We start from the raw sequence: 21,336 nt of genomic DNA, 5'->3' as shown, positions 1-21,336 counted from the left end.
TCCACGTAGGTATCCTGCTCTCCGATTCGGAGATCATCCATGCTTCCGGGAAAGTCCGCGTCGACCGCATCGACACCCAGGGGATATTGAATGTCGAGACGGGCGCGCGTACGCACCAGCTGCGGATCATAAAGCGGCCGTGTTAGATTTACCGAAACGGGCTTATGTGCTATCGGCGTGCCTGGTGGACGTTACTTCTTGTAAGCGTCCTTATACCGCGCGATCGCCTCATTGAGGATCTGGTACGCGACCGTTTTATCCTGGAACTCCTCCACTTTCACGGTCTTGTTCTCGAGGTGCTTGTATTCTTCGAAGAAATGCCGGAGCTCGTTGAAGAAGTGACGCGGCATTTCGTCCAGCGAATTGATATAGTTCACGGAGGGGTCGTTGGCCGCGATCGCGATGATCTTGTCGTCGGCGTCGCCGCCGTCGATCATCTGCATGACGCCCATGATCTTGGCCTCGATCAGACAAAGCGGTTGGACGGGTAGGGAACAGATGACCAGAACGTCCAGGGGGTCCTTGTCCTCGCCGAGCGTCTGGGGGATAAAGCCATAGTTGGCGGGGTAGTGGAACGAGGAATAGATGACCCTGTCCAGTCGGAGCAGACCGGTTTCCTTGTCCAATTCATACTTGGCCCTGGACCCTTGGGGGATTTCGATCAGGGCGTTTACAACCTGCGGTGCATTTTCCCCGTAGTGGGCCCCGTGCCAGGGGTGTAGGACAGTTAACATCAAAATTATTTTTTTATAAAGGCGGGATCTTGCCGGGCTTAGCCCCCAAGACCGCCGAACATACTAAACAAAATTATGCCAAGCACCAGCGCCGTGATCGCGGTATACAGGTAATCCTTTTCGACCAGGTACCCGATGATGGAAAACGCCACGCGGACGACGGGGGTGGCGATCAGGATGAGGATGCCCAGCTGGATGATCGCCCGTCCTCTCCCCTCCAGGACGCCGCCGGTGATGCCGGAGATGGTCCGGAAGGTCCGGGGCTGCCCGTGAAAGGTCCCGTAGTCGGGTAATTCCGAACCGTGCCGGTAAAGATAGATCGCCCCGCCAATGGCGACGACCACGGTGGCCAACAGCACCCCCCACCTCAGGAGGTTGCCGATGATGACCTGCATGTCCTTGTCGCCCCAATTCCTCATATGCGGTGGGTTGCTCCGTTATAAATCATTTCCACGGCCAGGAAGACGACCACGACGGTAAAGATGACCCTCAGCCAGGCCGGGCGGGCGCCCGCCAGGATGCGGGACCCCAGGAAGGCGCCGCCGAGGACGCCCAGGACGACCGGCATCGCGATCCCCGGGTCGATATACCCCCGATAGAGATAGATACCGGCGCTGGCGGCCGCGGTCACGCCGATCATGAAGTTGCTGGTGGTGGTGGATACCTTGAAGGGGACCCGCATGATGTTGTCGATGGCTATGACCTTCAGGGCCCCGGACCCGACGCCCAGCAGCCCGCTGAGCATACCCGCCAGGGTCATCATCCCGAAACCGCCGTACACGCGGTGTACGCCGTACGCCTGCCAGCCGCCTTGCCCGTCGGGATATTGGCCGTTTAGTGTCAGCTTTGCGGCCAGGGCGCTGCCGGCCGTATCGGGGGCGCCCTGCTTTTTGACATACGAAGAGGCCGTGGACAGGATCAGGATCGTCCCGAAGATGATGGCGATCAGGTGCGTGGGCGCGTAGATCGCCAGGAAGGCTCCCAGGATGGCGCCGGTGGTTGTCGCCACCTCGAGGAACATACCCAGCCGGATGTTGGAGTAGCCTTCCTTGACATAGGCCACGGCGGACCCGGAAGAGGTGGCTATGACGGCCACCAGCGACGAACCGATGGCGTACCGGATGTCGACGCCAAAACCCAGCGTCAGGAGCGGGATAATCACCACGCCGCCGCCGAGACCCGTGAGCGACCCCAGCAGACCCGCGGCGAAAGCGCCGATCAGCAAGATACCGGTAAAGACGAGGATGGTCATTACTTAGCGGGCGTATCCAGGGAGTCTTTTACATTCAAGGTGTTGGCGAGATCCACCCACCATTCCCCCTGGGTGTGTACCATGTGCAGGGTCATGTGCTTGTTCTTGTACGTATTGGAATACTCGATGACCGCCACGGAATCCACCGGCTTTTTGACCGAATAGATGATCAGGCTGGCTTTGCCATAACTATCCTTCTCCGCCTGGGGCATCGCCTGGTACTGCTGTTTATACCGGCCATAGATATACTGGTTGACGGAGTCCTGGAGGACGTAATCGTCGGCGATGGAATAATCCGCTTTCAACGACGCGTTGATAAAGTCGCGTCCCGCTTCGGTGGGATCGGACGGCTTGCTGTACGTCGTCTTGCAGGCGTTCCACGACCCTACTACCAAGGCCAACGCCAGGACATAGATGTATTTACGCATGCGTCAAAGATAGCGCATCCTTTGCAAAAAGCGTGGTACCGCTATGCCTGGCGATGATGCCCCTCGATCCTGACCTGTTCCACCTGGTGCTCCTTGTCGTAAGCCCTGATGATGGCTTTGACGAGGCGGTGCCGTACCACGTCTTCTTCGTCCAGCTCGATATGGGCGATTCCGTCCACGTGCTTCAGGATGCGGATGGCTTTGTCCAGACCGCTCTTTTGGTTCTTGGGAAGGTCCACCTGCGTAAGGTCGCCGGTGATGATCGCCTTGGCGTTGGCGCCGATACGCGTCAGGAACATCTTCAGCTGGAGGTCGGTCGCGTTCTGCGCCTCGTCCAGGATGATGAACGCGTTGTCCAGCGTCCGGCCGCGCATATAAGCCAGGGGCGCGATTTCGATCACCCGGGTGCTCATATAATAGCCCAGCTTGTCGGCCGGTATCATATCGTCCAGGGCGTCGTACAGGGGCCGCAGGTAGGGGTCGATCTTTTCCTTCAGGTCACCGGGGAGGAACCCCAGGCTTTCACCCGCTTCCACCGCCGGCCGCGTCAGGATGATCTTTTTGACGATCTTGTTCTTCAACGCCCGTACCGCCAAAGCGACCGCCGTATAAGTCTTACCCGTACCGGCCGGTCCGATCGCGAAAAGGATGTCGTTCTTGTCCGCGGCCTGCACCAGCCGTTTCTGGTTGGCCGTACGCGCCCGCACGGTCTTGCCGTTGGGGCCGAAGACCAGGATGTCGTTGGGGTTGCGATCCTTGAAGTGGTCGATGGTTTCGGCGTCGTCCCCGCCCAGGATCTGCTCGAAGTAGTTCTCGCTCAAGTGTCCGTTTCGTTCCAGGTATTGCACAAGCAGGTCTATTTTTTCGCGGGCCGTCTCGATTTGCTCCGGCGCCCCGCTGAGCTTGATCTGGGTACCTCTGGATAGGATTTTTAAGAGGGGGAATTTCTTTTTGAGTATGTCTAGTTTACCGTTGTTGACCCCAAAGAATTCAATAGGGTTGATGCTTTCGAGGTTGATAATCGTCTCCGTCAAGTGCTGTTCAATTTATGGTCACCAATGTGGGATACGGCAGGGTGTGTTCTCCGTCGTTCCTATTCATCCGGCGCGGGTATGCCTGCATACCCAGCGCATTTTCGTGTCCCTTAAATTTACGAAATCGAAGAGGCTTAACCCAAATAAATCTTATTAACAGCATGTGAAGAATCACGCATTTTTCAGCTGGCCGATCGCCCGTATCGGGTCGGGCGCGTGGAATACGGTGCTCCCCGCCACGAGCACATCCGCGCCGGCCGCAACGATCGCCGAGGCGTTGTCCACGGAAATGCCGCCGTCGACCATGACGTGCGTATGCGCCCCCAGGTCGTGGATCATTTTCCGCAGCTTGCGGACCTTCTGAAAGGTATGCGAGATAAATGTTTGACCGCCGAACCCGGGGTTGACGCTCATCACCAGGACGATATCCAGCTCGGGGAGGATGGCTTGCAAAAAATCCACGGGCGTGGCGGGATTGATCGCGACCCCGGCCTTCATACCCAGAGACTTGATCTGTTGCACATTACGGTGCAGGTGGCGGCAGGCTTCCCAGTGCACGGTTATGTGATCCGCACCGACTTTTTTGAATTCGGGAACATACCGCTCCGGCTCTTCGATCATCAGGTGGACGTCGCAGGGCTTTTTGGCCACCGAATGGATCTGCTCGACGATCGACATACCGTAGCTGATGTTGGGCACAAAACGGCCGTCCATGATGTCCAGGTGGAACCAGTCGGCATCGCTCTCGTTGACGATCTGGCAGGCGGCGCCCAAATGCAGGAAGTCCGCGGCCAGGAGGGAGGGGGCTACTAGGTGCATATGTGTGATTTGCCGGGCCGTAGGCCCGGCGGGGCAATATACTCATTTTCCGTTGGCGTCGTCGATTTTCCGGAGCGCCTCGCGGGCCTCGGTAAAGCGCTTGTCGAAGGCAAGGGCGCGTTGATAATTCAGCCGGGCGTCCTTGAGTTGCCCCAGCTCCTGCTGACAGCGCCCCGTCCAGTAGTATCCGTCGGCAAAGGTGTTGTCCACCGTGGTCGAAAGCCCGAAGACCTTGAGGGCGTCGGCATACTTGTGCAGCTTGAACAGGAGGGTGCCCTTTTCCAGGTAGGCCTGTAAAAAGGTATATTCGATGGCGATGGACTGGTCGAAACAAGCGATGGCTTCCGCCGGCTTCCCCGTATTGGCGTAGTAGATGCCCTTGATCGTATAGGGGTCCGGTTTTTTTTGCATATGTTCCTGCTGACGGATGATCCTCTCGCAGATCGCCAGCGCGGCCGGGTTGCCTGCGTCGGCGTACCGGTTGGCCAGTTCATAGGTGAGGGTGGCGTCCACCGAATCGAGCCGGTAAGCCCTTTCGAGGCTCCGGAGGGCGCCCGCCGAATCCCTGAGCGCGTCCTCGGCCATCGCCCGGTTATACCAGTTGCCCGCGCTGGCGGAATCGTAGGCCAGCGCGCTGTCGGTCACCCGCATGGCGTCTTCGTAACGGCCTTCGCCAAAAAACGACGTAAACAGGTTCCCCCGCAGCAATTGGTTGTAGGGAAAACGGCCGAGAGCAGGCCGGATCACAGCCCTCGCCGAATCCGGCTGTCCGTGGTCCAGCCAGAAGGAGGAAAGGACGATGGCGTAGTCGGGTTCCTCCGCGATCGAAAACGCCTTTTCCAGGTCCCTGACCGCGTGGGCCGAGTCATTGTTCCTGACGAACAGCTTGCCCCGTTCATAGTAATAGGAGGACTGCCGGGGGAACTGCCTGATCGAGTCCGTCCAAACGGCGTAGGGGGGGCGTTCGAGGACCGGGTCGTTCTTTTCGGTGTTCGCCCCGCAGGCTGTCAGGATACATACGATGGCGTACGCCAGGATTGTCCGGAAATGCTTCATGGGCCAAAGCTAAATTTCCGTAGGTTTGCCTCCAAATTTTCACCATGTACGAGATACTGCTCGACCTGCACAATATCCTCCGCTGGGTCATCGTGATCGCCCTGTTGTATGTCCTGGTCAAAAGCTGGAGCGCCATGAACGCCAAACGGGCCTTCACCAACGGAGAACGCAAGGGCGCGTTGATCCTGCTGATTGCAGCGCACATCACCCTCCTGATCGGGCTCTATCAATGGATATTCGGCCGTTTTGGCCTCGTACAAGGGCTGCCCGAGGGCACCGTCCTGATGAAGGACAAATTCTACCGCTTCTTCTGGGTCGAGCACCCCTTTGGTATGGTGCTTGCGATCACGCTCATTACGATGGCGTATAGCCGGGTGAAAAAAGGCGTTGCAAAGCCCGGGCTGGGCGGCAAGGTTTTCTGGTTGCTGCTCATCGCCCTCATCGTGATCTTCTTTACCATTCCCTGGCCGTGGCGCGTGGGGATCGGAAGGCCGATCTTCCCCGGGGTCGGTATGTAGCGCCGTTTTGGGTCAGCCCACGTCCCGCCGTCCCTTGGCTCAGCCCACGTCCCGTGGCTCCACCAGGCTGCGGGCGCCGAGCTCTATCACCTGGCAGTCCGTCAGCCGGCTGCCTTCCACGGTAAACCGCACGATCGTGCGCACCTTATGCCAGCCCTGGTTACCGGCGGCGCCGGGGTTGATGTGGAGCAGGTTCAGCGTCTTATCGGGCATGATCTTCAGGATATGCGAGTGCCCCGATATAAAGAGTCCCGGCCGTTCTTTCGCCAGCTCCGCCTTTACGCCCGGCGCATACCGTCCCGGATAACCGCCGATGTGTATCATACATACTTTTAGGTCTTCGCAGGTCCAGACCAGGCGCTCGGGAAAGCGTCCCCGGATGTCATTCCCATCGATGTTCCCATACACGCCCCTCAGCGGTTTGACCGAGGCCAGGGCATCGGCGACAGATTCGCCTCCCCCGAAGTCACCGGCGTGCCAGATCTCGTGACAGCCGGCGAAATGTTTTAGGACGGCCGGGTCGAGGTAACCGTGGGTGTCCGAGATAAGACCTATCCTTGTCATACCGGGCAATTTCGGTATATTTACTTCAAGTCTATGCCGTTTTACAGGAACTTCACATATTGGATCGACAAGCGACACTGGAAGTATTACTTCCTGTTGCTGACGCTCGCGGCGGATCGAGGCTGACGCCGCGCGGCCGGAGCCGTTACTACGCTTGTCTGGCCAGCGACGGCGACGCGTGACCACCTGTAAACCGCCCGTTTTCCCACGGGCTATCGTTTTTCCTTAAATACTTGCCATGCCATTCTATCATACGCTGGGGCAGATTCCCCATAAGCGTCATACCCAGTTTCGCAAACCCGACGGCGGATTGTACGCCGAACAGCTTTTTTCGACGGAAGGGTTTTCCTCGGATTCATCGTTACTCTACCATGTATATGCCCCCACGGACATCCTCCAGGTGGGCGAACCCTATAGCGTGAGCCCGGAGGTAGCGGAGGAAAAGATGCTCAAGCACCGCAGCTTCCAGGGATTCAGGGTCGCGCCCGAAAAGGACTACCTGACTTCCCGGAAGGCCGTGCTGGTGAACAACGACGTCCACGTCGTCCTGGCGGCGCCCCAGGCCGGTACCGCGGATTATTACTTCAAAAACGCGGACGCCGACGAGGTGATCTTCGTCCACAAGGGGAGCGGCGTGCTCCAGACCCCCTATGGATCGCTGACGTTCGGTTATGGGGACTACCTGGTCATACCCCGGGGTACGATCTACCAGATCCGTTTTGACGGACCGGACAACCGGCTGTTTATCGTCGAGTCCTTCAGCCCCATCCGGTTCCCCAAAAAATACCTGAGTCCCTTCGGCCAGCTGCTCGAGCATTCCCCTTATTGCGAGCGCGACATCCGCGCCCCGAAGGACCTGGAAACCCATTCCGAGAAGGGGGACTTCCTGATGCTCATTAAAAAACAGGGCCAGCTCTACACCTTCCATTATGGGCACCACCCCTTCGACGTCATCGGCTGGGACGGCTGCTGTTACCCGTTTGCCTTCTCCATCCATGATTTTGAACCCATTACGGGCAGGGTCCACCAGCCACCGCCCGTCCACCTGACCTTCGAGGCCCGGAACTTCGTGATCTGCTCCTTCGTTCCCCGCCTCTTCGACTATCATCCAGAGTCGATACCGGCCCCTTATAACCACAGCAACATCGACAGCGACGAGCTGCTGTACTACGTGGACGGCGATTTTATGAGCCGGAAAAACGTCACCCGTGGGCAGATCACCCTACATCCCGGTGGTATACCCCACGGGCCACACCCGGGGTCGGTCGAAAAGAGCATCGGGGCCAGGGAAACCAAGGAATTGGCGGTCATGGTGGACACCTTCCATCCCTTGAAACTGACCAAAACCGCCCTTGAAATCGAGGATCCGGCCTACATTACGAGCTGGCTCGACCGGCATCCGGTGTAGTTTTTACAAAAAATGAGCGATAATTTCCGTTTTGGCGGAATAAATCTTATCTTTGCGCTCCCAAAATCTGTATGTCGAAACAAGGACTAATCAAGCAAGACGGCGTCATTATAGAAGCCTTATCGAACGCCATGTTCAGGGTAAGGCTCGAAAATGGCCACGAAATTCTGGCTACTATATCGGGGAAAATGAGGATGCACTACATCCGCATTCTACCCGGGGACCGCGTCGGTGTTGAGATTAGCCCTTACGACCTGAGCCGGGGACGGATCAATTTCAGGTATAAAAATTAAAAACTGATTGTCATGAAGGTAAGAGCCGCCATCAAAAAAAGGAGCGCCGACTGTAAGATCGTCCGCCGCAAGGGCCGGTTGTATGTGATCAACAAAAAGAACCCCCGGTTCAAGCAACGCCAGGGCTAAAAGCGCACAGCGCGGGCCGCAAGGGCGCACAACGTATAAAATTTTAAAATTCGAATATGGCTCGTATAGCCGGTATTGATTTACCCAAGAACAAAAGAGGCGAAATCGGCCTGACCTATATCTATGGGATCGGTCGGTCTACGGCCCAGTACATCCTGGATAAGGCGGGGATCAGCTATGACAAGAAGGTGAACCAGTGGAACGACGAGGATCAGGCTGCCATCCGCAATATCATCAACAACGAGTTCAAGGTAGAAGGCCAGCTGCGTTCTGAAGTTCAGATGAACATCAAACGCCTGTTGGACATCGCTTGCTACCGTGGGCTTCGTCACAGGAAAGGCCTGCCTGTCCGCGGACAGCGTACCAGGACGAACTCGCGTACCCGCAAGGGCAAGCGTCGTACCGTCGCCGGTAAGAAGAAGGCGCCGAAGAAATAGGACTTGGGTAGCGTCAGCTGCATGACAACCCTTTCATACGCCGGATCCGGGGCAGTTGCCGGGGAGGGTAGATAGGGGCCGGGGAACCGGTTGATTTTTAACAGATTACCTTTTGGTTTTTTCATGGCAAAAGCATCGAATCAGAACAACGCGAAGGCCGCAGCTAAAAAGAGGGTCGTAAAAGTGGATTCCTACGGGGATGCCCACGTAACGGCCAGCTTTAACAACATCATCGTAACGCTTACGAACAAGCAAGGCCAGGTCATCGCCTGGAGCAGCGCCGGTAAGATGGGTTTCAAGGGGTCCAAGAAGAACACCCCGTACGCCGCCCAAACCGCTTCCCAGGACGCCGCTAAGGTGGCCATGGATGCAGGGATGCGGAAAGTGGACGTATACGTGAAGGGTCCCGGAGCCGGTCGCGAAGGCGCCATCCGCGCCCTGGCCAATTCCGGTCTGGAAGTGGTGATGATCAAAGACATCACGCCCCTGCCGCACAACGGCTGCCGTCCGCCGAAGAAGCGTCGTGTATAACATTTGTCTCCAAGGCGTCCAGTAGCGCGCCGGAGGAGATCGATCGATACCCGGATTGTCCGAAGCGCCCCTGGGCCTTCGGATTTTTCCGCATTATTTAAAAAGGGGTCCGCAATTCATTTTTACGATTTTTACCGATTGCGCGACCGTCACTAAAAAATCAAACAAAAGAACATGGCACGTTACACTGGCCCAAAAACCAAAATCTCCCGCATTTTCGGGGAACCCATCCTGGGGAACGGTAAGTACCTGGGAAAGAACAGCAATCCTCCCGGTCAGCACGGTATGACCCGCAAGCGCAAGACGCTCGGTGAATACGCCCTGCAGCTCAGGGAAAAGCAAAAAGCCAAATACACCTACGGGGTCCTGGAACGCCAGTTCCGGGGTACCTTCCAGGAAGCCGCCCGCCGCAAGGGGGCTACCGGTGAAAACCTCATCAAGCTCCTGGAAGCCCGTCTGGACAATACGGTTTACCGTCTGGGTCTGGCCGCTTCCCGGCCCGCCGCCCGTCAGCTGGTCAGCCACAAGCACATCACCGTAAACGGTCATGTGGTCAACGTACCCAGCTATCAGCTGAAACCCGGGGACATCATCAGCATTACCCAGCGTACCGCCGATAGCGAATCCCTGATGAACCAGTTCAAGGGCAAGAACCCCAAGATCAACTGGCTGGACTGGAACGAGGGCGATCTGAAAGGGACCTTCGTTACCTACCCAGAAAGGGAAAGCGTACCGGAGAACATCCGCGAGCAACTGATCGTGGAATTGTACTCCAAGTAAGCCCGGCGCAGGCCCGCCCGGTTACGCCGCCGACCCGATCGGCCGTGCCGCCGGCCCTGTCGTACGAGCCGGAGTTTTCGTTATCTTTGTATACTAAAATTTAAAGGAGACACCATACATGGCCATTCTAAACTTCGTAAAACCCGATAAAATCGTTCTTCAAAAAGCAACTGATTTTGAAGCGCAATTTGAGTTCCGTCCCCTGGAACCGGGTTACGGTGTAACCATCGGCAACGCCCTGCGCAGGGTGCTGCTGAACTCCCTGGAAGGTTACGCTATCGTGGGCATCAAGATCGAAGGTGCCGATCACGAATTTGCGACGCTGAAAGGCGTTACAGAGGATGTGACCGAAATCATCCTGAACCTGAAGCAAGTCCGCTTCAAGAAGAAGGTTGATCACGAGGTTTCTACCGAAAAGGTGACGCTCAGCCTGAAGAACAAGACGGAATTCACCGCCGCCATGATCGGCGAAGCCACGCAGAGCTTCGAGGTGATGAACCCGGGGCAGCTCATCTGCACCATGGATTCTTCCGCCAAGATCGACATCGAGATCAACATCGCCAAAGGCCGGGGGTATGTACCGGCTGACGAGAATAAAGTAAAGGACGCCCCCTTCGGGTATATTCCCATCGACTCCATCTTCACGCCCATCAAGAACGTGAAGTACGCTATCGAGAACACCCGCGTGGAACAGCGCACCGACTACGAGAAGCTCGTCATGGAAGTATCGACGGACGGGACCATTCACCCCGAAGAAGCGGTGAAGCAGGCTTCCCGCATCCTGATCCAGCACCTGATGATCATCACCGACGAGAACATCACTTTCGATAACAAGGAAGAGAAGAAGGAAGACCTGGTGGACGAACAGACCCTGCAACTGCGCAAGGTCCTCAAGACCCCCCTGGAAGACCTCGACCTTTCCGTCCGCGCCTTCAACTGTCTGAAAGCCGCCAAGATCAACTCGCTGAGCGAACTGGTCCAGTATGAGCAGGAAGACCTGATGAAGTTCCGCAACTTCGGTCAGAAGTCCCTGGCAGAAATCGAGCAGGTGCTCCACGAGCGCGGCCTCCATTTCGGCATGGACCTCGCGAAGCTGGGGATCAACGATGATTTCTGAGCCCCCCCGGCGCCACTTCGGTAGCGCCCGACAAAGATTAATCACAGGCGCGCTTGGCGCGCCATCCCTTGCAATTCCCGGCACGGTGCAAGGGTAAAACAACATAAGCCATGCGTCACGGAGACAAAATCAACAACCTGGGTCGTACCCAGTCCCATCGGAAGGCCCTGCTAAGCAACCTGGCCTCCCAGCTGATCGCGCACAAGCGGATCGTTACTACCCATGCAAAGGCAAAGTCCCTGCGGACTTATGTCGAGCCCCTGATCACCAAGTCCAAGGAGAACACCACACACCAGCGTAGGATTGTGTTCAGCTACCTGCAGGACAAGGAAGCCGTTGCCGAGCTGTTTGACGTGATCAGCCCGAAGATCGCCGCCCGTCCCGGTGGATACACCCGTATCCTGAAGCTCGGTACCCGCGTCGGTGACAACGCGGAGCTGGCGATGATCGAGCTGGTCGACTTCAACGACATCTACGGCAAGGGTAAGGGCGAAGCCAAGGAACCCGCCAAGCGCACCCGCCGCTCCGGTGGTAAGAAGAAGGCAGCCGGTGAATCCGCCGCCGCCGAAGCTTCTACCGAGAAGGCCGCCGCTCCCGCAGCAAAAGCCGCTGAGTAAGTATGCGATAATTGATTTTTATAGAGGCGGGTCATATGGCCCGCCTTTTTTTCGCGGCGCGGGCCCCGCAAGGCAATTTAGCCCGCGCCGCGAAAAAATCTAATGATGGCCCTTCGGGCGGCGGAGCTGTGCTCCGCTTTTTTTTGTAATTTTGCAAAATTTTCCTCGACGATGACGAAACCTGCGATTTTGATGCTCGAAGACGGGCTGGTATTCCACGGTACTGCATTTGGCAAGATCGGCACCACTACCGGTGAGATCTGTTTCAATACCGGTATGACGGGTTACCAGGAGGTCTTTACCGACCCTAGCTATTATGGCCAGATCGTGATCATGAACACTGTCCATGTGGGTAACTACGGTGTAAAGGATAGCGACGTGGAGAGCAAGGGCATCAAGATCAAGGGTCTGATCGGCCGCAACCTGGAACCCCGCTTTTCCCGGATCCAGGCCGTTGGTTCCCTCCAGGAATACCTCGAAAAGGAAGGGATCGTATCGATCGAAGACGTAGACACCCGTGCGCTGGTCGCACACGTGCGGACCAAAGGGGCGATGAACTGTATCATTTCCTCCGAGATACTGGACGTGGCTGAGCTCAAAAAAGAGCTGGCCAAGGTGCCGAAGATGGACGGTCTCGAGCTCGCCTCGGTCGTATCCACCAGGGAAGTGTACCACGTAGGCGACCCTCAGGCCGCCATCCGGGTCGCCGTCCTGGACTTCGGGGTCAAGCACAACATCCTGGAGTGCATGGCCGAAAGGGGCGCCTATGTGCGTGTCCATCCGGCCAAAACGAGCCTGGAGGAGCTGAACAAATTCGACCCCCATGGGTACTTCCTGTCCAATGGCCCGGGCGACCCGGCCCCCATGGACTACGCCGTCAAAACCATCAAGGACATCCTGAATAAAACGGACAAGCCGCTCTTTGGCATCTGCCTGGGCCACCAGCTGCTCGCCCTGGCGAACGACATCCCTACCTTTAAGATGCACCACGGTCACCGCGGGCTCAACCACCCGGTCAAGAACCTGCAGACAGGACGGTGCGAGATCACCACGCAGAACCACGGCTTTGGTGTCGATCCGGAAGCGGTCCGAGCCTCAGATAGGGTAGAAGTCACCCATGTCAACCTCAACGACGAATCCATCGAGGGGATCAGGGTAAAGGGGAAACAGGCGTTTTCGGTCCAGTACCACCCCGAATCGACCCCAGGTCCGCACGACAGCCGGTATCTCTTCGATGACTTCCTGCAGATGATGAGGCCGTAACGCGCCGTCGGCGCGACCTGCCGGTTGGAACATAAACAAGAAGCTATGAATAGCCCCCTTCGCATCGCGATCATCAACGGCCCTAACCTGAACCTGTTGGGCAAACGGGAACCGACCGTCTACGGCAACCAGTCCTTCGAGGCCTACTTCGCCGATATGCACAAGCTGTTCCCACAGGTCGAGTTCAGCTACTTCCAAAGCAACGTGGAGGGCGACCTGGTCGGCGAACTGCAGCGCGTGGGTTTTGATTACGACGGGATCATACTCAACCCCGGCGGCTATACCCATACCTCCGTCGCGATCGGCGACGCGATCGCCTCGATCTCCACGCCCGTCGTCGAGGTACACATCTCCAACGTACACGCACGCGAGGACTTCCGCAAGATTTCCCACGTTTCCGCCAAGGCCCGCGGCACGATCATGGGTCTCGGTCTCCGCGGCTACGAGCTCGCGGTGCGGTTTTTTACGGAGGGGTAATTGTCATTTTTTTGTCATTTTTACAAACCTATTTAGACACATAAGATAGGTCGTAGGAACATATAGTAATATGTTCCCGTCGCTCTTTCCGACGCCCTAACCGGCTGTTTGTTAATTGTTTATCGTCTTTCTAAGTTTGCCTTCTAAACTTATTTTATGAGAAGGGACGATACTTTATGGAAAGGGTTGATCGAAGACCTGTTTCCCGAATTCTTAGAATTCTTCTACCCCCAAACCGATGGGGTGCTCATCGGGCACAAGTCTGTGGTCTTTCTCGACAAGGAGCTACAGGAATTGTACCCGGCACCCGGCCGATCCGCTCCGACGATGTTTGTGGATAAGCTGGCAAAGGTTTACACGACCGATGAAAGGGAACAATGGATTCTGTTGCACGTCGAAGTACAGGGATACCATCAGAAGGATTTCCCCCGACGGATGTTTGACTACTTCGCGCGCATCAGGGACCATCACAGGCAACCCGTTACCGCCATTGCCATCGTTATGGGCAGCAGTCGCAAGGCTAAGGACTTTTACGATGAAGAATGTCTCGGAACCTACTTCCGGTACCGGTATAACGTATACAATATCCATACGGTAAGTGAGGAGGAATTGTACAAAAACAAGAACCCTTTCGCCTTAGTCGTACAGGCCGCCCGACTGTTTTATGAAAAAGGTAGGATGCCGGACAATGAATTGCTGGAGGAATTCGTAGGTTTGTTCGACATGCTTGCCGAACGGGAAATGCCCCACCAAAAAAAGCTTTGCTTGTGGGCGTTCCTATGGCACTGTGTGGATTTTGAGGACCCGGCGATGTACGCCGTATTTGATAAACAACTTAAACAAATCACCTCTAAACAAGACACTATGGGTATTATTGAAATGTTGCAGGAGAAGTGGAGGGCCGAAGGCATCGAAGTAGGTATCGAAAAGGGCATCGAGAAAGGCATCGAAAAGGGCATCGAGAAAGGCATCGAGAAGGACCAAAAAAGGGTCGTCCACAACCTCCTCAAAATCCTTCACCTCCCCGACGACCAGATCGCACAGGTCGTCGGCGTCGACCAGGACTTCATCGAAGCCATAAAACGGCAGATGAACTAGCGGAAATGAGAAAGGCCCGGAGGGGCCTTTTTTATTACAAGCGACGGCTGTTACAGTTCCTTCAACCAATAATACACCTGCCCCGCGACTTCCTGCCACCCGGGCATCCCGCAGATGTAGTGCGTACGGCCGGGGAATTCGATGTAGAGCTTCTTACTGCCGCGATCCTTGTACGCGTGGAAGTTCTCGAGGTTCAGCGGGGCGGGAACGATGTGATCCTTTTCCCCGGCGATGAAAAGGAGCGGTTGGTGGGGAGCTTCGAAGTCGACCTCGGCGTATTTACCTAAGGTGCCGCGCGGAACGTTGCGGCTTTCGGGGACGACCAGCTCGTCAAAGACCTTGTCGGATTCGGACCGGGGCATCAGGTGCGCGAAAGCGTAGTGGAACCAGTCCTTATTCGGCTCGAATACGGTGTTACCCTTGAAAAAGTTGAGTACCGGGAAATTGGATTCCCAGAAGCTCCACTTCGTGGTGAAGATGCCTTTGGGCGGTACGCCGTCGATGCAGACGCCCGCGGCGCCCATGCCCAGCGATAAAAGCTTTTGGACCACCAGACCGCCGAGGGAGTGGCCGATAAGGATGGGCTTCTCAGGGAGGGTCTTCACCAGGTTGGCGATGTTCTCCACCTCTTCTTCAAAGGTCAGTTCACCTAGCGCCGGATCGAAGTGTTCCCGCAGAACGCTGGGTTCTCCCTCATGGTAGGGATTGGCCGGGGTATGGCAGATATAGTCTCTTTCTTCAAAATAGGTTTTCCAGTGGATCCAGCTTTTGGGGTTGACGAACAAGCCGTGGATAAAAACGATTGTTTTGGATGTCATATGAGGGTTTTAGTCTATGTAAGATAATGGATCGAAAATAAACCCAAAATGAACTGATCCCGATATAAGAATCAAATAACGTCGTTTGAATATCAAAGGGGCGCCAATGGCGCCCCCAGTGTAAAATATGATCGTCTGGCCTCAGGAAGCATGTTTGTGTTTGTCCGGATGCCCTAGCGGCAGCGACAACCCCAGGTTCAGGATCATCTCGTACGTCCCGAAAGACTGACGCGCGGTGCCGTCATAGACCTTCAGACCCCAATAGTTCGTATAGACCACCTTGTTGCAATACTCCAGGTAGACATATTTGTAGAACGTAAAGCGCATGGCTGCTTCGAAACCGGCGTCGAGACCGCCGAACTGGAAGCCCTGGTTGTTGTCTTTGCCGAAGATCGTGTTTTGGACGTGGGGGACCATGAAGCCTACGCCAGCCTTCCACAGCAGCGACGTGTTGAAATTCTTATAGTTCAGCTTCCCGATCTGGACCCGGTGGACCAGGTTGAACAGGAAAAAGTTCGCGCCGTTGTTGAGCTGGTAGACCAGGAGGCTGTCGTTGAGCATGTACTTATTGACGGGCTGGTTGTTCATGGTACCGACGACGTGCAGGGCCTGCATCTGGGCCACCTGGTACTTGGTGTGGTCGAAATTGATTTCGATACCCCAGTTGTCCTTGAACCAGTGACCGATGCGGTAATTGTATTGCGGGATACTGATGGCCTTATTGAAGATACCGTCGTCCCAACCCGGGTGGTCTTCCGCAAAAACGCTTTTGAAGGTGTAGTTGTTCCCCAGGGAGGGTTGTTTGATGTGGATGTCGCTATGGGTATACCATTCCTTGTTGTACCCCCAGGAGAACCACCAGCCGCCCTGGCGGCCTTCGTAATTGTACTGGCTGTTGCTGGGAGCGTTTTGGCTGTTGCCGTTTTGCGCGGTGGCAGCGTAACATAGGATACTCAGAGAAAACACGAGCAGCGCCCGGAAATTCGATTTCATCGCAGTGGATCGGTCGTTTTTGTGAAAAGAAGTTTTACGGTTTTAGTGAGCAAGAACGGTCGAAGCGGCGGCAGCGGCCGGAGGCCCCGCCTTAAAAGCCTCCCGGGGCTTCAGCCCCAGCAGCTGGAACATGGCGTGGTCCTCGTCAAAACCGGGGTTGGGCGTAGTCAGCAGCTTTTCCCCCGTGAAAATCGAGTTGGCCCCGGCCATAAAACACCAGGCCTGCTCGGCCACGGTCATTTCGGCGCGGCCGGCGCTCAGACGCACCATGGCGGCGGGCATCAGGATACGGGCGGTGGCGATCATACGGACCATGTCCCAGATGTCGACCTTAGGATTGTTTTCCAGCGGCGTGCCCTTGACGCGGACGAGCGCGTTGATGGGCACGGATTCGGGGTGCTCGGGAAGGGTGGACAGCGTGTGGAGCATCCCGATCCGGTCTTCGTGGGTTTCACCGAGACCAACGATACCGCCGCAGCAGACGCTGACGCCGGCCTTGCGGACGTTGTCCAGGGTCTGGAGGCGATCCTCGTAAGTGCGGGTCGAGATGACCGAGCCGTAATATTCGGGGGAGGTGTCGAGGTTGTGGTTGTACGCGTAAAGCCCGGCGTCGGCGAGCTTTCGCGCCTGGTCGGGGGTGAGCATACCCAGGGTACAGCAGACCTCCATGCCCATGTCATTGACCGAGCGGACCATGTCCAGCACGCGGTCAAAGTCGCGGTTGTCGCGCACTTCGCGCCAGGCGGCGCCCATGCAAAAGCGCGTCGAACCGGCATCGCGCGCCTTGGTGGCCGCGGCCAGGACTTCTTCGGTCTGCATCAGCCCATGGGTCTTCACGCCGGTATGGTAGCGGGCGGCCTGGGGACAATAAGAGCAATCTTCGGGACAGCCCCCGGTCTTGATGGACAAAAGCGTGCAGACCTGCACCTCCGCCGTTTCGTTGTAGGCGCGGTGAACGGTGGCGGCACGGTATACGAGCTCCAGCAGGGGGGTGTCGTATATCTCCTTTATTTCTTCGATAGTCCAGTCGTTTCGGATCATGTTACAGGTATTTGAGGTTGGTGTCCGGTGTGAGCGTGAGTACGGTCTCGTACATCAACCGGATGGTATTCAGGATGTCGGATGTATGGATCATCTCCACGGTGGTGTGCATGTAGCGCAGGGGGATGGAGATGAGCACGGAGGGGGTCCCTTCGCCGGAGTAGGCAAAGGCGTCGGTATCCGTACCGGTGCTCCGGGAAACCGTCCGGAGCTGTACGGGGATATCGTTGTCAGAGGCGACCTTCCGCACGACGTCCAGCAATTTGTTGTGGACCGCCGGGCCAAAGGCGAGGCTGGGCCCCTTTCCGTTCTGAACATCGCCTTCGATCATTTTGTTGATCATAGGCGTGCTGGTGTCGTGGGTTACGTCCGTAACGATGGCCACGTCGGGTTTCAACCGGCGGGCGATCATCTCGGCGCCCCTGAGGCCGATCTCTTCCTGAACGGCATTGACGAAATATAATCCGATGGGGAGCTTCTTCTTTTTCTCGTGGAGCAAACGGGCTACTTCGGCGATCATAAAGCCGCCGACACGGTTGTCGAAGGCGCGGGCGATCAGCGAGCCATACGCCAGCTCTTCAAAGCCTTCTTCGTAGGTGGCGACGCAGCCGATGCGGATGCCGAGCTCCTCGACCTCCTTTTTGCTGCGGGCGCCGCAGTCCAGGAACAGGTTCTCCACCTTGGGGGTCACCTCCTTTGCGTCCGTGCCGACGCGGGTGTGGATGGCGGGCCAGCCAAATACCGCCTTGACGGGACCCTTGTCGCCATGGATGTGGACGCGCATCGACGGCGCGATCTGCTGGTCCACGCCCCCGTTCCGTTTCAGGTAAATAAGGCCGCTGTCGGTGATATAGTTGACAAACCAGCTGATTTCGTCCGCGTGCGCCTCGAGCACCACCTTGAAGGGCGCCTTGGGGTTGACGATGCCGACCACGGACCCATAGGGGTCGACGAGGTGCTCGTCGATAAAGGGTTTTATATAGTCCAGCCAGCGCTTTTGGCCCTTGCTTTCGAAACCCGTGGGCGAAGGGGTGTTCAGGTATTCGCGAAGAAATTTAAATGCATTTGCGTCAATCGCTTCGGACTTGCCTTCCTTGCTTTTTTTCGCCATTTGTCCTGTCATTTAATGGGCAAACCTACGTAATAATGCCGAATTGAGGCGCAGCGGAGTCGAAACGAGGCGCGGGGACGCTACAGAAACGTCGTGAACACCGCCGAAAAAGCCATCAAGCCATCAAGCACGAGATAGAACAAATAATCCGATTTACTGCGCTTCCCCTCGGGGTAGAGTAGCAGCGTTATCAGTACCGGCACCGCCAGCGCCGTCACCACGGCCACGGGGAACCGATAAAAGAGCAACAGCACGGTATCCAGGAGCGCGGCCGCGCAACAGCCATAAAAAAGCCGGTCGTTTCCCCGCTCGTCCAGGTAGACGACCAGGGAGCGGATACCGCTTTGCCTGTCCTGGTCGCGGTCCCGATAGTCGAAGATCAGGCAAATGGCATAGATCAATAGAAAGCGGTGCAGTATCAACAGGATCGCAGGGCCCGGCGCCGCATCGCCGGAAATGACCACGGGTAGCGCCGCCGTGATATAGGTCCAGACGCTCGTCAGGAAAAGGGTTTTGCCGACGGCAATGCGCCGCAGGTAGAAAAAGGGCTTGTGGGGGATTTTCGGGGCGGTATACAGGAACGTAAGGACGACCCCGATACCGATCCAGCCGGCGTAGGCGTGGAGGAAGAACAGGTAATACGCCGCAAACAAACTGCAAAAAAGGAAAAGACTCAATTCCAGTCGTTTATGCCTGGCCGACCAGCCCATCCGCTCGGTCGAGGAGTACGCCGCGGGGGTCAGGTACCAGTGGAAGTTATAGCTGGACATGGTCGCCCAGAAAACAAAGGCGTACAGGTCGTCGGGGACGTTCTCCAGATGCAGCAGCTGTACGGTCTGGTACACCATCAGGACGGCGCAGCCGGATATGAACAGCGAGCTGAAAAGCAGTAGGTCGAGCGCGAGCTTTAGAAAACCTTTAACCATGGAGCAGCACGATAGGGCCTGCTTTGACCGTGTCGCTGTAGTGCTGGTAATGGCCTAGGACGAACTTGAAGGTGCAGGTATCGTTCTGAATGGTGGGCCCGATGTTGCAGGCGTAACCGGATTCGATGTCCGGGTAGCCGCCGTTCTCCTGCCAGTACAAACCGTTGCCGAAGCTGGCTTGGAGCGTTCCCTTGAAACCGCCGCCGACGTTGGTCGGGGGGATGCCCGACGCGAGCGAGGTCATCTGGAACACATACCGGGCGCTGTCCTTTTCGCAATTCGGGACGTCGATGATCACGAAAAGGGTGTCGTTTTCATTGTATTGCTTTTCCGTCAGGTTGAACGTAAAGGTGATCAGGGACTGGATGCTGTCATAGGGCACCACGTTCGTGCTGACCGACTTCAGACTCAGTGAAGGAGTATCGCCATATTTATTCTTGGAGCAGCTGTACGTGAGACACGCGGCTATACAAAGCCCGATCCATAATTTTGCACTGGTCATACGGGGTCTTTCTGACTCAAAAATAGGTATTATGAACGTTTTCGACGACAGTAATATTTTCCGGACCACGGAAAAAAGTTTTGACGATCAGGCGCTAGCGCTCTTTCGTTTCCAGGCGGAGGCAAACCCCGTGTACCGGTCGTACATCCAGGCGCTGGGCGTCGACCCGTCCACCGTGCGACGGATAGCCGACATCCCCTTTTTACCCATCCGGTTCTTTAAGACACATACCATCACGACGGGGTTTAACCCCGCCGGCGATCTTTTTTTCGAAAGCAGCGGCACCACGGGCATGGTAAACAGCCGTCACTGGGTGAAGGACCCATCCCTGTACGAAAGGTCGTTCATGGAAGGTTTCCGTTATTTTTACGGTGAGCCGGAGGACTGGTGCATCCTCGGCCTACTGCCCTCTTACCTGGAGCGGGGGCACTCCTCCCTGGTATACATGGTCGATCGCCTGATCAAAACAAGCGGCCATCCCGCCGGGGGGTTTTACCTAAACGAACACGAAAGGCTGGCACAACAATTGGATTTCCTGGAACGGGAAGGTCATCCGACGCTCCTCATCGGGGTAACCTTCGGTCTGTTGGACTTCACGCTGGGGCGACAACTTAAGCTCAGGCACACAGTCGTGATGGAAACCGGGGGGATGAAGGGCCGGAGGGAGGAACTGACCAGGGAAGAGGTGCACGCCGAATTGCGGCTACACCTCGGTACCGACAAGATACATTCGGAATACGGCATGACCGAGCTCCTGAGCCAGGGGTATTCCAAGGGCGACGGCATATTCCACACCGTCCCCTGGATGCGGATGTACGTGCGGGAGGAGGACGACCCGCTGACCATCACTCACCGGGGGAAGGGCGCCCTTAACGTGATCGACCTGGCCAATGTGTACTCATGTGCCTTCATCGGCACCGACGACCTGGGACATATCCACCCCGACGGGGGATTTGAAGTATTGGGCAGGATGGACAACAGCGATATAAGGGGATGCAGCTTATTGTTAACTATGTAAACATCTATTATTATGAAAAGACTTTTGCAATTATTCCTGGCGGGTCTGGGCATCGTGCTGGTCATGGCCAGCTGCGAGGGCTCCTATTATGTGACGGACCAACCGTCGGAGCCGGTCTACGTGCAACCCGCCTCGCCCGGTCCCGGCTATGTCTGGATCGACGGGGAGTGGGGTTGGAGTGGCGGCCGCTATGTATATACCCACGGCTACTGGTCGAGACCCCGCGCCGGTTACCACTGGCAGCGCGGTAGCTGGGGGCATACCGCGCACGGTTACCGTTGGAACCGTGGCGGCTGGCGGCGCTAAAATCGCCTGGCGCTGCTAAAAACGGCTAGACCGGATACGGCACCTCGCGCAACCCGGTGGCCTCCA

At 56.6% G+C, this 21,336-nt stretch carries 28 protein-coding genes; 14 read left to right on the top strand and 14 right to left on the bottom strand.

Annotated features, from left to right (window positions below; all coding sequences use genetic code 11):
- Positions 1–191: 191 nt before the first annotated feature.
- From VL547_RS16830 to VL547_RS16800, 7 genes are all read right to left on the bottom strand, one after another.
- Positions 192–734 (bottom strand): inorganic diphosphatase, encoded by a 543-nt coding sequence (locus tag VL547_RS16830; protein ID WP_325579966.1) that lies wholly within the window; start codon positions 732–734, stop codon positions 192–194.
- Positions 735–772: 38 nt separating this feature from the next.
- The gene (locus VL547_RS16825; RefSeq protein WP_325579964.1) at positions 773–1,153 is read right to left on the bottom strand and encodes a DUF1634 domain-containing protein; all 381 of its coding nucleotides are present in this window, start codon (positions 1,151–1,153) and stop codon (positions 773–775) included.
- Complete coding sequence (locus VL547_RS16820) at positions 1,150–1,986, bottom strand: sulfite exporter TauE/SafE family protein (RefSeq protein WP_325579962.1); 837 nt, start codon at positions 1,984–1,986, stop codon at positions 1,150–1,152. The genes VL547_RS16825 and VL547_RS16820 overlap by 4 nt, the downstream gene beginning before the upstream one ends.
- A complete protein-coding gene (locus tag VL547_RS16815) occupies positions 1,986–2,414 on the bottom strand; it encodes a hypothetical protein (RefSeq protein ID WP_325579960.1) in 429 nt (142 codons plus the stop codon). The genes VL547_RS16820 and VL547_RS16815 overlap by 1 nt, the downstream gene beginning before the upstream one ends.
- Positions 2,415–2,455: 41 nt before the next feature.
- The gene (locus VL547_RS16810; protein WP_325579958.1) at positions 2,456–3,448 is read right to left on the bottom strand and encodes a PhoH family protein; all 993 of its coding nucleotides are present in this window, start codon (positions 3,446–3,448) and stop codon (positions 2,456–2,458) included.
- Positions 3,449–3,619: 171 nt separating this feature from the next.
- Complete coding sequence (gene rpe, locus VL547_RS16805; protein ID WP_325579956.1) at positions 3,620–4,267, bottom strand: ribulose-phosphate 3-epimerase; 648 nt, start codon at positions 4,265–4,267, stop codon at positions 3,620–3,622.
- Between the two features lie 42 nt (positions 4,268–4,309).
- A complete protein-coding gene (locus VL547_RS16800; RefSeq protein WP_325579954.1) occupies positions 4,310–5,323 on the bottom strand; it encodes a tetratricopeptide repeat protein in 1,014 nt (337 codons plus the stop codon).
- A gap of 44 nt (positions 5,324–5,367) precedes the next feature.
- Between VL547_RS16800 and VL547_RS16795 the strand changes: the two genes are divergently transcribed.
- Positions 5,368–5,841, top strand: coding sequence for a hypothetical protein (locus VL547_RS16795; protein ID WP_325579952.1), 474 nt, complete (start codon positions 5,368–5,370; stop codon positions 5,839–5,841).
- A 39-nt stretch (positions 5,842–5,880) separates the two neighbouring features.
- Here the strand turns inward: VL547_RS16795 and VL547_RS16790 are convergent, their stop codons facing one another.
- The gene (locus VL547_RS16790; RefSeq protein ID WP_325579950.1) at positions 5,881–6,405 is read right to left on the bottom strand and encodes a metallophosphoesterase family protein; all 525 of its coding nucleotides are present in this window, start codon (positions 6,403–6,405) and stop codon (positions 5,881–5,883) included.
- A 238-nt stretch (positions 6,406–6,643) separates the two neighbouring features.
- On the opposite strand from VL547_RS16790, the gene VL547_RS16785 reads away from it, so the two are divergent.
- The 11 genes from VL547_RS16785 to VL547_RS16735 all read left to right on the top strand — a co-directional run bounded on the left by VL547_RS16785 (position 6,644) and on the right by VL547_RS16735 (position 14,555).
- Positions 6,644–7,813, top strand: a complete 1,170-nt coding sequence (locus tag VL547_RS16785) for a homogentisate 1,2-dioxygenase (RefSeq protein ID WP_325579948.1) — start codon at positions 6,644–6,646, stop codon at positions 7,811–7,813.
- A 71-nt stretch (positions 7,814–7,884) separates the two neighbouring features.
- Entirely contained in the window at positions 7,885–8,106 is a 222-nt protein-coding gene (gene infA, locus VL547_RS16780) for a translation initiation factor IF-1 (RefSeq protein ID WP_325579946.1), read from the top strand.
- Positions 8,107–8,118: 12 nt separating this feature from the next.
- Positions 8,119–8,235, top strand: coding sequence for a type B 50S ribosomal protein L36 (ykgO, locus tag VL547_RS16775; RefSeq protein WP_133992781.1), 117 nt, complete (start codon positions 8,119–8,121; stop codon positions 8,233–8,235).
- Positions 8,236–8,291: 56 nt separating this feature from the next.
- Positions 8,292–8,672, top strand: a complete 381-nt coding sequence (gene rpsM, locus VL547_RS16770; RefSeq protein WP_133992783.1) for a 30S ribosomal protein S13 — start codon at positions 8,292–8,294, stop codon at positions 8,670–8,672.
- Between the two features lie 123 nt (positions 8,673–8,795).
- Positions 8,796–9,203, top strand: coding sequence for a 30S ribosomal protein S11 (rpsK, locus tag VL547_RS16765; protein WP_325579937.1), 408 nt, complete (start codon positions 8,796–8,798; stop codon positions 9,201–9,203).
- Positions 9,204–9,377: 174 nt separating this feature from the next.
- Positions 9,378–9,983, top strand: a complete 606-nt coding sequence (gene rpsD, locus VL547_RS16760) for a 30S ribosomal protein S4 (protein ID WP_325579933.1) — start codon at positions 9,378–9,380, stop codon at positions 9,981–9,983.
- Between the two features lie 118 nt (positions 9,984–10,101).
- On the top strand, positions 10,102–11,100 hold the full coding sequence (locus VL547_RS16755; RefSeq protein WP_325579931.1) for a DNA-directed RNA polymerase subunit alpha: 999 nt from the start codon (positions 10,102–10,104) through the stop codon (positions 11,098–11,100).
- Positions 11,101–11,210: 110 nt separating this feature from the next.
- Positions 11,211–11,717 (top strand): 50S ribosomal protein L17, encoded by a 507-nt coding sequence (rplQ, locus tag VL547_RS16750; protein ID WP_349255542.1) that lies wholly within the window; start codon positions 11,211–11,213, stop codon positions 11,715–11,717.
- A 171-nt stretch (positions 11,718–11,888) separates the two neighbouring features.
- Positions 11,889–12,980 carry a glutamine-hydrolyzing carbamoyl-phosphate synthase small subunit gene (gene carA, locus VL547_RS16745; RefSeq protein ID WP_325579929.1) on the top strand — a complete coding sequence of 364 codons (1,092 nt, stop codon included), beginning with the start codon at positions 11,889–11,891 and terminating at the stop codon, positions 12,978–12,980.
- Between the two features lie 45 nt (positions 12,981–13,025).
- Entirely contained in the window at positions 13,026–13,457 is a 432-nt protein-coding gene (gene aroQ / locus VL547_RS16740; protein WP_325579927.1) for a type II 3-dehydroquinate dehydratase, read from the top strand.
- Positions 13,458–13,613: 156 nt separating this feature from the next.
- A complete protein-coding gene (locus tag VL547_RS16735; RefSeq protein ID WP_325579925.1) occupies positions 13,614–14,555 on the top strand; it encodes a hypothetical protein in 942 nt (313 codons plus the stop codon).
- A 50-nt stretch (positions 14,556–14,605) separates the two neighbouring features.
- Here VL547_RS16735 and VL547_RS16730 read toward each other — a convergent pair whose 3' ends face one another.
- The 6 genes from VL547_RS16730 to VL547_RS16705 form a co-directional block, all read right to left on the bottom strand.
- Positions 14,606–15,373 (bottom strand): alpha/beta hydrolase, encoded by a 768-nt coding sequence (locus tag VL547_RS16730; RefSeq protein WP_325579923.1) that lies wholly within the window; start codon positions 15,371–15,373, stop codon positions 14,606–14,608.
- A 141-nt stretch (positions 15,374–15,514) separates the two neighbouring features.
- Positions 15,515–16,366, bottom strand: a complete 852-nt coding sequence (locus VL547_RS16725; protein ID WP_325579921.1) for a hypothetical protein — start codon at positions 16,364–16,366, stop codon at positions 15,515–15,517.
- A 42-nt stretch (positions 16,367–16,408) separates the two neighbouring features.
- The gene (bioB, locus tag VL547_RS16720; RefSeq protein WP_325579919.1) at positions 16,409–17,407 is read right to left on the bottom strand and encodes a biotin synthase BioB; all 999 of its coding nucleotides are present in this window, start codon (positions 17,405–17,407) and stop codon (positions 16,409–16,411) included.
- A gap of 1 nt (position 17,408) precedes the next feature.
- The gene (locus tag VL547_RS16715; protein ID WP_325579917.1) at positions 17,409–18,518 is read right to left on the bottom strand and encodes a M42 family metallopeptidase; all 1,110 of its coding nucleotides are present in this window, start codon (positions 18,516–18,518) and stop codon (positions 17,409–17,411) included.
- Between the two features lie 80 nt (positions 18,519–18,598).
- Complete coding sequence (locus VL547_RS16710; protein ID WP_325579915.1) at positions 18,599–19,444, bottom strand: UbiA family prenyltransferase; 846 nt, start codon at positions 19,442–19,444, stop codon at positions 18,599–18,601.
- A complete protein-coding gene (locus tag VL547_RS16705) occupies positions 19,437–19,946 on the bottom strand; it encodes a hypothetical protein (protein WP_325579913.1) in 510 nt (169 codons plus the stop codon). The genes VL547_RS16710 and VL547_RS16705 overlap by 8 nt, the downstream gene beginning before the upstream one ends.
- Before the next feature lie 31 nt (positions 19,947–19,977).
- Here VL547_RS16705 and VL547_RS16700 point away from each other — a divergent pair, with 31 nt between their 5' ends.
- Positions 19,978–20,964 carry an acyl transferase gene (locus tag VL547_RS16700; protein WP_325579911.1) on the top strand — a complete coding sequence of 329 codons (987 nt, stop codon included), beginning with the start codon at positions 19,978–19,980 and terminating at the stop codon, positions 20,962–20,964.
- Positions 20,965–20,976: 12 nt separating this feature from the next.
- Entirely contained in the window at positions 20,977–21,270 is a 294-nt protein-coding gene (locus VL547_RS16695) for a hypothetical protein (RefSeq protein WP_325579909.1), read from the top strand.
- Positions 21,271–21,336 lie beyond the last annotated feature (66 nt).

The organism is Dinghuibacter sp. (assembly GCF_035492835.1).
Lineage (GTDB): Bacteria > Bacteroidota > Bacteroidia > Chitinophagales > Chitinophagaceae > Dinghuibacter.
Note: the sequence above shows the minus strand (reverse complement) of the source record. Positions and strands in the feature narration are given on the sequence as shown.